Origin of the sequence: Embleya sp. NPDC005575 (assembly GCF_040605455.1) — a bacterium.
GTDB lineage: Bacteria > Actinomycetota > Actinomycetes > Streptomycetales > Streptomycetaceae > Embleya.
Genome location: NZ_JBEXCV010000041.1, coordinates 46291 through 58955, shown reverse-complemented (window position 1 = coordinate 58955; position 12665 = coordinate 46291). Strand labels below are relative to the sequence as shown.

The following is a 12665-nucleotide window of genomic DNA, read 5'->3' as shown; positions in this document are numbered from 1 at the left end:
TCCGCACACCCGAGCACGATCCGACAACGCAACGCCAAAGCCTGCGACGACTTTCGGCGTCTCGCCCACCTCGTCAACGTCTCCCGCTCGTCGTCCGACAACACCAACTCGGCCTTCGGCCGCCCCATCCGCGCCATGGAACCAGCCTATACATCTACAACGAATTCCTGGCGCAGGACACTAGGGGCCGACGGTGGGAAGGTGATCAGTCGCACGCGGCGGCGGCCGCGGTGTCGACCAGTTGGGCCAGGCTGCCCTCGAACTCGGGGAGCAGGCGCAGCGCGACCACGGCGAACGCCACGCGGCCCGCCGGGGCGACTCGACGGTCGATCAACTCATGGAATTTGTCCCGTAGTTCATGCGCGGCGCGACCGTCGGGAGCGATCGTGTCGCGCAGCCCGAGCAGTTCCCCGGCCGAGGCCGCGCGCAGGCCGGTAAGGAGTTCGCCGATCGGCATCCGGCCCGCCCTCACGTCGGCGACCATCGCCCGCTCGCGCTCCGAGAGCCCACCGCCGGTCGTCGGGTCGAGCCGGCCGATCGGCGTGGGCCAACGCCCGCCCGTCGGCGCCGCCCCGGCCTCGCGTCGCAATTCGGCCGGGCATCCGTCCTGTCCGGCCAACAGGGCCAACGACCGGTCGGGAAACGGTTTGCGGCGGTGCGCCTTGGTGATCTCGGCCCAGTCCACGAAGGGGGTCTCCAGCATCGGCCAGCCGACCCGCGGCAGGTGGGCCCGCAGTCGCCGCACGAGTCGGCGGGTGCCGCTCGACGCGTCGATCTCCGCACGTAGGCGAGCGATTCCGGCAGGCGAGGACAGCAGTTCGCGATATCGCTGCGCCTCCGACTCGGCCACGGTCACCTCGCCGAGCAGGTCGAGCGCGGCCTGGGGGCCGGCGCACTCGCACAGGCGCAACAACGTGATCAGAAGCAGCAGGCGATAGCGCGGGACCCGGAACGGCTGCGGTTCCGAGCCGGCGCGCGTCGGCATCTCGGGTCGGGCATGCGGACGCAGGCCTTCGGCGCCCTTCTCCTGCCAGGTCGCCAGGCTCTCGGCAAGCGTGATCGTGTGCCGTTTGAGCATCGCCGCGCGCACCAGGAGCGGATCACCGGACCACAGTGCGGGCAATCGGGTCGAGACCGACCAGTTGCCGCACAGCCGCTCCACCAGGCTCGGGTGCAGCGGCGTCGAGGAAACCATGATGCGGGCCCGAATCGCCTCGCCGGTGTGCGGATTGAGGTAGACCAGCGCGTTCAGGGCGGGGTCCCCGAGCCCGATCAGCGCGGCGCCCACCTCGGGCAGTGCCCGCCTGGCCCGGGCCAGCGAGCGGCGCTGCGCGGGGGTCGCCCCGGCGATCATGTCGGCGAGCACGGCGCCCGGCACCTCGGCGCCGAAGCGGACCAGGTCGCGCACGATGTGCGGGCGCAGCGCGGGCCACAACCGCGCCACCGACTCCGGCGGCGCGAGCAGCAACAACTGGCGGAACTCCATCCGCAGTTCGCCGGGCACCGACAGGTTCGAGCCCTCATCGACCGTGCCCGAGTCCTCATCGCCCGTACCCGCGGCCTCGATCGCCGCATGCAGCGAACCTTCGTAGGTCGGCAACAGCGCGAGCAGCCGGCCCCAGGCCGCGGCCGAACCACCGAGGTGACGATCCATCAACTCGCCGATGCCACGTGTTGCTTCGGTATACGCGCGTGGGTTCTTGGGGCCGAGTGCGCGCAGTGCGCGCAATGCCGCGAGTGCGGGGCCGGTGTACAGCTCCGCGATCGCGCCGCGCGGCAGCCTCAGGTTGCCCGCGATCGCGAACAGCGCCTTGGCATCGGCCGAACGCAGCGCGGTGCGCACCACGGCGGGCGGCAGCACCTCGGTGTCGCGAAGTGCCGCCGGCATCTCGTCCCGGATCCGTGCGAAGATCGTTCCGTCGGCATCGTTCATTTCGGCCAGCAGCGCGATGATGGCGGTCTTCGACACTTGTGCACCCTCCGTGGCGTCCTCACCAGGAAGCTACGGGGTCCGGCCGACAACCACTCGGCCGAGGTGCACCCACGCGCCTCGCACGCGGGTACGCCTTTCGACCGACTCGGCCCCTCGTCGTCGCGCACTGCCCGCGATCGGCGAAGGCCGGTCCCGAGGCCGACGGCGGATCTCGAAGCCGAAGATCTTGGTCGGCACGTGCGACGTCGCGCACGCGTTGGGGATGTCCACCCCGCCGGAGAACCGGCCCTCGATCGGCGCCGCCCCCAGGATCTGGTAGGCCTGCTCGGGTGTGTAGCCGAATTTGGTCGGATACGTGATTGCGTTCAGGCACACCCGCCGATAGGCCGGGGTGAGTCCGGGTGGCGCTGTTCGCGCGTGCCGGGGGTCGCCCGACCCGCGACCACCCGGTCGGGACGGCGGCCCGAGGTCACGGCGGCGGCGCCGAGCGCTCCCCGGCCGTGGCCTGCGCATGCCGACGCCGCCACGCGGGTTGTACCTGACGCATGGTCAATTCACGAGCTCCGTGGTTCCATCGCGCTGTCGATCACCACTTTCGGAGGTCTCGTGAGCAAACGTGTCGCCCTCGTCGTGGGTGTCGCCGACCTCGGCGAGGCGGTCGCGCACCGGCTCGTCCGGGACGGTTGCGAGCTGATCCTGTGTGATCCGCAGGACCCCGGTCCGGCCACTGCCCGGATCGCCGAGGCCGGTGCACGTGTGGTGCCCCTGTGTGCTCCACTCGAAGACCCGGACGACTTCCGCACCGCCCTGGGCACGGCGCTGCGCGACGCCGGTCACGACGCGGTGGATGTGCTCGTGTACACCCTGGTGTCCGCCGAGGCCTTCGTGCCGCGCCCGCTGGCCGCGCTGAGCGGATCGGAGTGGCAGCGGCTCACGGAGGACCCGATCCGGCACGGCCTGACGGTGCTTCAGGTCGCCCATGAGGTGCTGGCCCCGCGCCGGGGCCGGTTCGTACTGGTCGTGCCCGCCGTCGCCCTCGAAGGCGCGGCCGAGTTGGTCCCGCTGGCCACCGCCGCCGAGACGCTGCGTGCGCTGGCCAAGTCGGCGGCCCGGCGCTGGGCGGCCGACGGGATCACCGTCAACATCGTCACGCCGGACGTATTCACCTACGGCGCCGAACACCTGCGCGGCACCGACGTGGACCGCGGCGAGGCGGTGCTGCCCGGGGCCGGCACCGTGACGGACGTCGCGGACGCGATATCGCTGCTGCTCGCTCCGGCGGCGGCGCGGCTGACCGGGACCACCCTGATCGTCGACGGAGGAGCGCTGATGACGCCGTGACCGAACACGTGGCGCTGGTGACGGGGGCGGCGGCCGGCCTCGGCAAGGGCATCGCCCTGGCCCTGGCGGCGGCCGGTTCCACCGTCGTGGTGACCGCCCGCCGGCTCGCGGCCGGCGCCGAGGTGGTCGAGGAGATCACCGCGCGCGGCGGTACCGGATGGGCAACCGAGTGCGATGTCACCTCGGCGGAGTCGGTACGCACCGCGATCGAGGCGACCGTGGCCCGGTTCGGCCGGTTGCACGCGGTGGTGCACAACGCGACCTCGCGCCGCTCCAGCGAACCGGTGGACTTCGAGCGGGCCCGCCCACAGCTGTGGCGCGAGCACGCGGACGTCTCGCTCACCGGCTCGTTCACCGTCGCACACGCGGCCTACCCGCACCTGCGCGAGACCCAGGGGGCGTTGCTGCTGCTGACCTCGCCCGCAGGCATGCGCGGCAGCGCCAACCTGTCCTTCTACGCGGGCGTCAAGGGCGCGCAACGCGGCTTCGTCAAAGCACTGGCCCGCGAGTGGGGCCCGAGCGGCGTACGGGTCAACGGACTCGCACCGCTGGCCGTAACCCCCGCACTGGCAGCCGCGTTCGAGGCGGACCCGACCATGGAGTCCCGAATCGCCGACAAGGTGCCGATGCGCCGAGTCGGCGACCCGGAAACCGACATCGGCGCCCCCGCGGTATTCCTGTGCGGCACCGGCTCCCGCTACGTCACCGGCCAAACCCTGATCGTAAACGGCGGCCGCGACACGTTCTTGTAAACCGAACGCCTACACACCCACCCACCCCAACGCCCCCGCCCCACACCCCGACACGTCAACACCCCGACCCGCCCCCACCCCAAAGCAGCTACCCCGCCACAGGCAGCTTGTACTCGTGCACCGTCGGCACCTCGAAGGCATCCTTGGCCACCACCAGGTTGCCCGGCACGGCCTTGCTCGGCTTGAGGATGTACGACTTGTAGGAAGCCGGCTTGGTCGGGTCGGAGAAGTCCTGCGGTGTGCCCAGCCCGGTGTCCATCTGCTTCTGCTTGCGGTGCGCGGCGATGATCCCGGCGTGCGACAGATCCTTGTCGGCGCACGCCGCCTTGAGGTCCTCACCGAAGATCTTCATCGCGTTGTACCCGGAGATCACCCCCTGATCGAGCGTCCCGTCCGGGTACTTGGCCTTGTAGTCCGCGGCCAGCTTCTTCACCGCCGGCATGTCCGCCCCGATCGCGGGCGCCGCGCTGACCACGTAAAGGAGTTGTTCCAGTGCACCCGCCGCGGTGCTGGCCATCACCTGGGGGTGGAAGCCCGGCGCGCTGGTGAGCACCGGCACCCGAAGGCCCGCCACCGCGCCGAAACCGACCAGGGTCGCGGTCTGGGTCGGCCCGGCGCTGATCAGGATCGCCTTGACGCCGGCGCCGCGCATCGCGGCGATCTGTGCGGTCAGGTCGGTGTCGGTCGCCTTGATCTTCTGCTCGACGATCTGCACACCGAGCTTCCCGGCCGCGAACTTCGCGCCCGCCAGGGCGTTCTCGCCGTACTCGCCCTCGAAGTAGACGTGCCCCACCTTGTCCCCGGACTTGAGCTGGGCGGCCTGGCCCAGGAAGTCCATCGCGTTGATCATGTCGATGTCGTACGTGGTCCCGATGATCTGGATCTCGCGCCGATTGAGCAGCGTCGCGGCCCACGCCTGCGGGAAGGTCAGGATCTGATCCTGTTTCAGGCTGTCCTGCAACGCGGTGACCACAGCCGAGCCGATCACCTGTGGGAAGCCCGCGACGCCGCCCTTGATCTCGGTGTAGGCGGCCACCGCCTTCTGTACGTCGTAGCCGTGGTCGCGGACCGTGATGGCGAGCTTGCGCCCGCAGATCCCGCCCTGCGCGTTGATCTCGTCCACGTACAACTGCTGCGCGTTGACGATGCTCTTGCCCAGCGGCGCGTACGGACCCGACAGGTCGGTCAGCGCACCGAGGGTGATGGTGGTGTCGGTGATCCCGGGCCCGGTCTTGACCCCACCGGACTGCTTGTCCTTCTTGTCGTCGTCGCCCTTGGTGCTGCACGCCGTCGCGGCCAGCACGAGCGCCGCGAGCGCCGCCCCCACACGCACGCCATTCCGGAGCCTCACTGTGTTACCCCTTCGAGCCGGTACGGATGGAGCCCTTGGTGGAGCCCTTGGTACGTCCGAGTCGTACGGTGCGGCGGCCGGTGGGACCGCCGCTGGGCCGACCGCGCAGCAGGCCCACCAGCCCACCGGGCGCGAACAGCAGGACGAGCACGATCGCCGCGCCGTACAGGTAGCGCGCGGCCTCGCCGGGTCCCACCCCGGAATCCGGGCTGCCCGGCGCCACCACCAGCGGCAGGCTGTCCGCGTACTTGCTCAACACCTGCGGCAGCATCGTCACGAACACAGCGCCCACCACGGCGCCGGTGACCGAGCCGAGACCGCCGATCACGATCATCGCGAGGTAGTCGATGGACAGCGCGAGCCCGAAGTAGTCCGGCACCACACGGTTGAAGATCATCGCGATCAGCGCACCCGCGAGACCCGCGTACATCGACGACACCACGAACGCCGCCGAGCGGTAGCGGGCCACCGGAACCCCCATGACGGAGGCGGCGATCTCGCTGTCGCGCACCGCGCCGAGCGCCCGGCCGGGTCGTCCGCGCAGCAGGTTGCGCGCGGTCAGCGCGGCGACCAGGACCAGCACCAGGGCGAAGTACCACAGCCGTTCCAGCTGACCGAACGGGATGCCGAGCACTTCGAGGCCGTCCGGGTCGCCGTCGGTGAGCGTGAAGCCGCCGAACTCCATCGGGGTGACCGAGCGTCCGTTGAAGCCGCCGGTCACCGACTTCGCGTTGAGCATGACGTGGTGCCCGATGAACACCAGGGCCAGCGTGGCCACGCCGAGGTACATCCCGCGCAGCCGGCCGGAGATCGGGCTGAACAGACCGCCCACGATGCCGGTCAGCAGCACCGCGAGCACCAGCGCGAGCAGCGGCGGCAGGCCCGGCCCGCTCAGTTGTTGCACGCCGACCCTGCCCGAGTCGCCCGCGAACCACACGTAGCCGTAGGCGCCGCACGCGAGGAAGAACGCGTGTCCGAGCGAGAGTTGGCCGGTGGTGCCGGACAGCAGGTTCAGCCCGATCGCGCCGATCGCGGCGGACATCGCGAACAGGCCGGTCTGCAACCAGAACGCGGTCACGTAGAACGGCAGCACCAGCAGTACCAGCACCACCGCCGTCACCGCGGCGGGCCCGGCCCACCTGCGCAGCCCCGGCAGGGCGGGCGAGGCGTGCCGCGCGGGCAGCGTTTCCGCGGGCCTGGGCACCGTCGAGGACACGCGGTCAGACACGGGCACGCTCCTTCGAGCCGAGCAGGCCGGTCGGCCGCCAGATCAGCACGAGCAACATCACGACGTAGGGGGCGACATCGCCGAGATTGGCGCCGAGCCAGGTCATGTCGCTCTGGTAGCCCGCCATCAGCGCCGCGGTCAGCCCCACCACGAGGCTGCCGACCAGCGCGCCGGCGGCCGAGTCCATCCCGCCCAGGATCGCGGCCGGGAACGCGGCCAGCGCGATCTGGCCGGTGGACCGATCCAGGCCGGCGGACGGGAACGCGGCCAGGAACACCGCAGCGACGGCGGCCAGGGCGCCCGCGACGCACCACGCGGTGAACTGGATCCGGCCCAGCCGGATGCCCATCAGCGCGGCGGCCTCCCGGTCCTCGGCGGCGGCGCGCATCGACAGGCCCCACGCGGTGAAGCGGAACGCCGCGAAGAACGCGCCGATCAGCAACACCGCCACCACGACGCACCCGATCCGCGCGTCGGCGATGTGCACGCCGCCCCAGTCCCGCACGCCGGCCTTCCACGGGTCGCCCAGGCTCAGTACGTCGGAGCCGATCCGGCGGGTGAGTTCGGTGGTGAGCAGGATGTCCACGCCGATGGTGAGGATGGTCAGGGTGTGTACCTCGGTGCGACCCAGGCCGCGGATGAACAGCAGCTCGACCAGGCCCGCCACGGCGGCGGTCACCAGCACCGCGGCCGATAGCGCGAGCGCGAAGCCGAGGTCGTCGTGCAGTTTGGCGACGGTGAACCCGCCGAGCAGCAGCAAGGACGCGTGCGCGAAGTTGATCACCCCGGACGCCTTGAAGATGACCACGAAACCCAGCGCGATCAGGGCGTAGACGGACCCGAGGGCAATGCCGTTGAGAATGATCTCGGCGAGCTTGGTCATGTCGGGACCTCCCGGTCGGTGGCCGCCGGATCGGGGTGGTGGGTGGGGGTGTCGTTGGCAGCCGCCGAGGTCGGGTCGGGCCGGCGGGAGGGGCCGTGCGGGTCCTCGTCGGACCGGTCGTCGGACTCCTCGCCGGTCCCTAGGTAGGCGCGGATCACCGCCGGGTCGCGCTGGATGTCGGCCGGGACGCCGCTTGCGATCCGGCGGCCGAAGTCCAGCACCGTCACCTCGTCCGCGATCCGCATCACCAGGCCCATATCGTGCTCGACCAGCACGATCGAGATGCCCAGCGAATCGCGGATCGAGGCGATCGCATCCGAGGTCTCGGCCCGTTCCTCGGCGTTCATCCCGGCGACCGGTTCGTCCAGGAGCAGCACCTTGGGCTCCATGCACAGCGCGCGGGCCATCTCGACCCGCTTGCGCATGCCGTACGGCAACAGCCCCACAGGAGCGTCGAAGGCATCGCCCAGGCGCATGAACTCGGCGATTTCCCGGGCCCGTTCACGATGTCGCCGCTGCTCGCGGACCACCCGGGGCAGGTGCAGCGCGGTGGCCGCGAACCCGGAGGTGGTCAGCACGTGCCGACCCAGCAGCAGATTGTCCGCGACGGTGCCCCGGGTGAGCACGATGTTCTGGAAGGTACGGGCCAGGCCGAGCGCGGCGATGCGATGCGGTGGCAGCCGGGTCAGTTCGTGGCCGCCCAGGTGTACCGTGCCGCGATCGGCCCGGTACACGCCGGAAAGCACGTTGAAACAGGTCGACTTGCCCGCGCCGTTCGGACCGATCACCGCGTGGATCGAGCCCGGCGCGACGGTGAAGCCGACCGCGTCCAGCGCCACCAGGCCGGCGAAGCGCACGGTGACCGCGCGTACGGTCAGTTCGGGCACGTCGAACTCTCGCGCCTCGGCGGTCCGGGTCGAGCCGACGGTCATTCCACCCACCTCCGGAGCGGCTTGCGCGGGGCGGGCGGGGCCGGCACGGCGGTGGCGTCCGCCCCGGCCGCCTCCTCCTCGCCGAGGTACAACCGGCGCACCTCGTCGGTGCGCGCGAGGTCGGCCGAGGCGCCGGCGAGTCGGACCTCGCCGACGTCGAGCACATAGGCCTTGTCGGCGAGGTCGAGCGCGACCGTCACGTTCTGCTCGACGAGCAGCACCGCCACGCCCTGTGCGGCGATCTCCCGTATCACGCCCGCGATCCGGCCCACCATGATCGGGGCCAGACCCAACGACGGCTCGTCGAGCAGCAACAGGCGTGGTTCGGCCATCAACGCCCGCGCGATCGCCAGCATTTGCTGCTCGCCGCCGGACAACAGGCCGGATCGCTGGGTACGGCGTTCGGCCAATACCGGAAACAGCTCGAAGACCCGGTCGCGGTTGACCCGGGCCTTCGCCGCGGCGCGCTTGCCCTGTCCGAGCCCACGCGTGCCCAGTGCGCCGGCCTGGAGGTTCTCGTCCACCGAGAGATTGGCGAACACCCGCCGGCCCTCCGGCACTTGGACCACGCCGTCCCGGACGATCAGGGCCGGGTCGCGACCCGCCAGTCGTGCGCCGCCGTAGTGGATCGTGCCGGCGGTGACCGCGCCCCGATGCAGGGACAGCGTGCCCGACACGGCCCGAAGCAACGTGCTCTTGCCGGCTCCGTTCGCCCCGAGCACGGCCACCACGCCGTTCGCCGGCACATCGAGCGAAACACCGCGCAGGGCCCGAACCGACCGCCCGTAGACGACCTCCAGCCCCGCTACGAGGAGCGCTCCCGATTCCACCGCACCCCTCCCCGCTGTTGGAGTGACCGCGATCACAACACGGGGTGCGACCGGAGTCCAGATCCCCGGACCACATCGGGGCATCCGACCAACGCGGTGCGGGAGCCCTTGTGCAGCGGCACAGGAGGGGGCGGGGTGAGCCCTTCTGTGGAGCGGCACGGAACGGGTCGGGGTTGGCAGGGGCAAGGCACGGGGGCGGGTCGGGCGGAGGGGTGGGGCCGAGGACCGGGTGGGGGCTGCGTCGGGGTCGGGGAGGTGAGGGTGAGGTCGAGGGCCGGGCGCGATCGAGTCGATGGCGGGCCGACGGTCAGGGGCTGCGGGAGGGCGCGATGGGTCGGTACGGCGTTTCGGTTTTTCCGAGTGCGTGGGCAGCCGCTGCGGAGGCGGGCCTCCGGTGTGTGGGACGAGCGTCAGGTGCGTAGGCGGTGTGCGTCCAGGGCCAGGGCGAGTTCGACGAGGTCGCGGGGGAGGCCGAGTTCGCGGCTGGTCAGCTGTTCCAGTCGGCGCAACCGGTTGAGCACGGTGTTGCGGTGACAGAACAGCCGACGGCCCGCGCGCACCGCCGAGCCGCCGGAGTCGAGCCACGCACCGAGCGTGCCGAGCAGCAGATCGCGGTCCACCGGGTCGAGCGCCAGGATCGGCCCCAGCACGCGCGCCGCGAGATCGTGCGCCAGATCGGGCTGCGAGGCGACCAGCGCGGCGGGCAACCGCTCGTCCAGCCGGGCACATTCACCGTCGGCGGTACATGTACGCAACGCGATCTCGGCAAGCCGCCGAGCCCGGCCGAGCGCGGCGAGCCCATCGACGATCGCACTGATGCCGGCCCGGGACCCGGCCGCCGGGCCGAACGTTTCGGCAACCTCGTCCAACCCGGCCGTACCGAGCAGTACGACCGCGAACTCCCCCTCCATCCGGGCCCGCCACACCACCCGCACGCCGTCCGGCGCGGCCCGCCGAGGCGTGTCGTGCACCCCGATGCCGGGCAGCGGATGGCGCAACGCGACCACGGCGTACCGGCCCCGCTCGGGCAGATCCAGCACGGCGGCCGCGGCGGCGAGGTCGGCCGCCGGAGCCCGGCCGTCCAAAAGCGTGTCCAACAGGGCGTGCACCCGCTCGTCGTGACGATTCGTCAGTTCGGCCTCGACCCGCCGGTACGCATCGGCGATCGCCCCGGCATGCCCGTCGACGAAGTTCCACACGTCCGTGGCCACGTGCACCAACAGCCGTACCTCGTCCGGCTCCTGCTCCGCGGCGACCTCGACCAGGGTCTGCCACAACAACACTCCGCCGAGCCGATAGGCGTGCAACAGCGCCTCCAGCGGCACCCCTTGCTCGGCCCGCCGACGCGCCAGCCGCCCGGAGGCCCACCGACTGCCCTCCAACTCGCGAGGCCACACCGCGAGCGCCCCCACCCCGACCCGCAACGCCTCGTGCGCACTCTGCCAGAGCTCGTCCGGCGGCACCCCGCCGTCCAGATAGGCGGGTTCCAGCGCCTGCAGCTCCGCCACGAGCCGATCCGTCAACTCCGGCAACCGCGCCGGCAACACCCGAGCCGCCCGCCGCAACAACGCGGTATGAGCCGACCCACCGGACAACCCCGCTTCGACCATCGTTCCCCCACCCCCGCAAGGCCAAGGACGCCGTCCGGGGCAACACTGACAGATCCGAACCCCCGGCAAACAGCAGACGACGGAGCCGCGACCTAGATGTGACGTGTTGCTTGTGGGGGGGGTGGGGGTGGAGGTGGGCGGAGTTGCCGGGCCGTGGGCGCTGACGCGCCGGCGACACGTTCCAGCCAATAGGCGCCGTACCCCTGTCCGGGCCGGCCCTTCGTCCCCAACACTGATCTTCGTGCATGCCGAGCTGGTCGTCGTCGACCCACGAAACGATTCCGGTGAGCGCGCGTTCGCGCTCACCACCCCCGAGGCCGCCGTGGTGGTGGCCGCCGCGTCGACCGCGCCGGTGGGCGGGTGTGGGCACGGCATGGACTGGTTCCTGCGCCGGCTGGGCGTGCATCTGCTGGCCCGGCTGACCGACCGCCCGGACCGGGGCATCACCGAGTGCCTGGCCGACACCATCGCCGAGACCGCCGCACTGCACGGCGCTCGCTGCGACCTCGCGCACGACGCCACCCCGGCCGCGTCGGTGGTCGCGTGCCGGGTGCTGATGCACGACCTGCAATACCTGGTGCTGGGCCCGGGCGTGGTGCACCTACACCATGCCGGGGGCCCGACCAGCCGGATGACCGGCCCCGACGGCCCGCCGGCGGCGGCCCGGGCCCGCCCGAGCATCGCCGCATACGCCGGCACCGGCACCGCGCGCCTGCACACCCTCACCGGCGCCTCACTGGCGACCGACGCCACCGCCCGCCCCGGCGCCGGGGTCACCCTGACCTTCCGCCCGGACGCGAGGCCGCCCGGCCCGATCCTCGACCACCGACTCGGCCGCGGCAGCCACGCCACGCCCTGAGTCCCGGCTGCCCCCGGACCCGGGCACCCTGAGTCCCGGCCCACCCCGACTCGCCACTCCCGGGTGCGTCAGCGCCCCCGGGCCAGACGCAGGCCCCGGGTGCGGTTCCCCGCTGCGTTCGGCGCGGAGCTCGGGGCCTCAGGGGCGTCAGGGTGGCCTGCTCCGACCTGCGCCCCCCAGCGCGGCGGCCCGTCAGTGGGTGGATCGGCTGCGATGAGCGACCGGCCTTCCCCTGGATCCCCGAGTTCGCCCACCCCCGGCGCGTCAGCGCCCCCGACCCCGGCCGCCCCAAGTGATCGACGCGCGAAGCGCGGAGAGCGGCGGAGCCGCAATCGTTGACTTCGTGGCCCGGAGCGAAGCGGAGGGACACGAAGTCACGAGCGAGGGGCCGCTTTTTCTTGGAGGAGCGAAGCGGGGGAAAGAAAAAGTGGTGCCTCGCGAGCCGGCGACGAAGTCGCCAAACAGGCAGCCGTACGCTGACGCCCATGACCGACGTGGAGAGCCGACGCAGGATCAACGAGGCGATCAGCTCGATCCGCAGACTGATGAGCAGCCGCCGACTGGACGCCCTGCACATGGAGCGCTCCGGCGTGCCGCTCAGCCTGGTCGCGATCGGCGTGCTGCATCGCATCATCGACTTCGGCCCGATCCGGCCGACCGAGTTGGCCGAGCGCGCCGACATCCAACCGGCCGCGCTGAGTCGACAGATCCGCATCCTGGAGGAGGGCGGCTATACGGTCCGGGTCACCGCTCCCGACGACGGCCGGGTGGCGCTGCTGGAGGCCACCGAGCACGGGCGCGAGGCGTACCGGCTGTTCGTGGCGGCCAACGACGCGATGCTGGCCCGGCAGTTGGCCGGCTGGACGGCCGCCGAACTCACCGACCTGGCCGACCGGATGCAGCGGTTGGTCACGGACCTGCGCGGGCCGCTCGACGCGGAGTGACG

11 protein-coding genes and 2 pseudogenes are annotated in these 12665 nt (G+C 71.7%); 4 read left to right on the top strand and 9 right to left on the bottom strand.

Annotated features, from left to right (window positions below; genetic code table 11):
• The 3 genes and pseudogenes from ABZS54_RS16595 to ABZS54_RS16585 all read right to left on the bottom strand — a co-directional run.
• Positions 1–137 (bottom strand): annotated as a pseudogene (locus tag ABZS54_RS16595) (IS630 family transposase); the annotation flags it as partial.
• A gap of 68 nt (positions 138–205) precedes the next feature.
• Positions 206–1969, bottom strand: a complete 1764-nt coding sequence (locus ABZS54_RS16590) for a hypothetical protein (RefSeq protein WP_355535551.1) — start codon at positions 1967–1969, stop codon at positions 206–208.
• Between the two features lie 118 nt (positions 1970–2087).
• Positions 2088–2326, bottom strand: a pseudogene (locus tag ABZS54_RS16585) (acetamidase/formamidase family protein); the annotation flags it as partial.
• A 213-nt stretch (positions 2327–2539) separates the two neighbouring features.
• Here ABZS54_RS16585 and ABZS54_RS16580 point away from each other — a divergent pair.
• A complete protein-coding gene (locus tag ABZS54_RS16580) occupies positions 2540–3274 on the top strand; it encodes an SDR family oxidoreductase (RefSeq protein WP_355535548.1) in 735 nt (244 codons plus the stop codon).
• Positions 3271–4026: an SDR family oxidoreductase gene (locus tag ABZS54_RS16575; protein ID WP_355535545.1), complete on the top strand. Its 756-nt coding sequence runs from the start codon at positions 3271–3273 to the stop codon at positions 4024–4026. The genes ABZS54_RS16580 and ABZS54_RS16575 overlap by 4 nt, the downstream gene beginning before the upstream one ends.
• 88 nt (positions 4027–4114) lie before the next feature.
• Here ABZS54_RS16575 and ABZS54_RS16570 read toward each other — a convergent pair whose 3' ends face one another.
• From ABZS54_RS16570 to ABZS54_RS16545, 6 genes are all read right to left on the bottom strand, one after another.
• Positions 4115–5377, bottom strand: coding sequence for an ABC transporter substrate-binding protein (locus ABZS54_RS16570; protein WP_355535542.1), 1263 nt, complete (start codon positions 5375–5377; stop codon positions 4115–4117).
• Positions 5378–5381: 4 nt separating this feature from the next.
• Complete coding sequence (locus ABZS54_RS16565) at positions 5382–6533, bottom strand: branched-chain amino acid ABC transporter permease (protein WP_355535560.1); 1152 nt, start codon at positions 6531–6533, stop codon at positions 5382–5384.
• Between the two features lie 64 nt (positions 6534–6597).
• Positions 6598–7488, bottom strand: a complete 891-nt coding sequence (locus ABZS54_RS16560) for a branched-chain amino acid ABC transporter permease (protein WP_355535539.1) — start codon at positions 7486–7488, stop codon at positions 6598–6600.
• The gene (locus tag ABZS54_RS16555) at positions 7485–8420 is read right to left on the bottom strand and encodes an ABC transporter ATP-binding protein (protein WP_355535536.1); all 936 of its coding nucleotides are present in this window, start codon (positions 8418–8420) and stop codon (positions 7485–7487) included. The genes ABZS54_RS16560 and ABZS54_RS16555 overlap by 4 nt, the downstream gene beginning before the upstream one ends.
• A complete protein-coding gene (locus tag ABZS54_RS16550; RefSeq protein WP_355535533.1) occupies positions 8417–9250 on the bottom strand; it encodes an ABC transporter ATP-binding protein in 834 nt (277 codons plus the stop codon). The genes ABZS54_RS16555 and ABZS54_RS16550 overlap by 4 nt, the downstream gene beginning before the upstream one ends.
• Before the next feature lie 410 nt (positions 9251–9660).
• Positions 9661–10758 carry a helix-turn-helix domain-containing protein gene (locus tag ABZS54_RS16545; protein WP_355535530.1) on the bottom strand — a complete coding sequence of 366 codons (1098 nt, stop codon included), beginning with the start codon at positions 10756–10758 and terminating at the stop codon, positions 9661–9663.
• A 343-nt stretch (positions 10759–11101) separates the two neighbouring features.
• Between ABZS54_RS16545 and ABZS54_RS16540 the strand changes: the two genes are divergently transcribed.
• Both ABZS54_RS16540 and ABZS54_RS16535 read left to right on the top strand, forming a co-directional pair.
• The gene (locus ABZS54_RS16540) at positions 11102–11719 is read left to right on the top strand and encodes a hypothetical protein (RefSeq protein ID WP_355535527.1); all 618 of its coding nucleotides are present in this window, start codon (positions 11102–11104) and stop codon (positions 11717–11719) included.
• 485 nt (positions 11720–12204) lie between these two features.
• The gene (locus tag ABZS54_RS16535) at positions 12205–12663 is read left to right on the top strand and encodes a MarR family transcriptional regulator (protein ID WP_355535524.1); all 459 of its coding nucleotides are present in this window, start codon (positions 12205–12207) and stop codon (positions 12661–12663) included.
• Positions 12664–12665 lie beyond the last annotated feature (2 nt).

Bases quoted from the DNA above. Each gene is read 5' to 3' on its own strand.
- ABZS54_RS16560 (WP_355535539.1), bottom strand. From the start codon at position 7,488: ATGACCAAGCTCGCCGAGATCATTCTCAACGGCATTGCCCTCGGGTCC.
- ABZS54_RS16555 (WP_355535536.1), bottom strand. From the start codon at position 8,420: ATGACCGTCGGCTCGACCCGGACCGCCGAGGCGCGAGAGTTCGACGTG.
- ABZS54_RS16535 (WP_355535524.1), top strand. From the start codon at position 12,205: ATGACCGACGTGGAGAGCCGACGCAGGATCAACGAGGCGATCAGCTCG.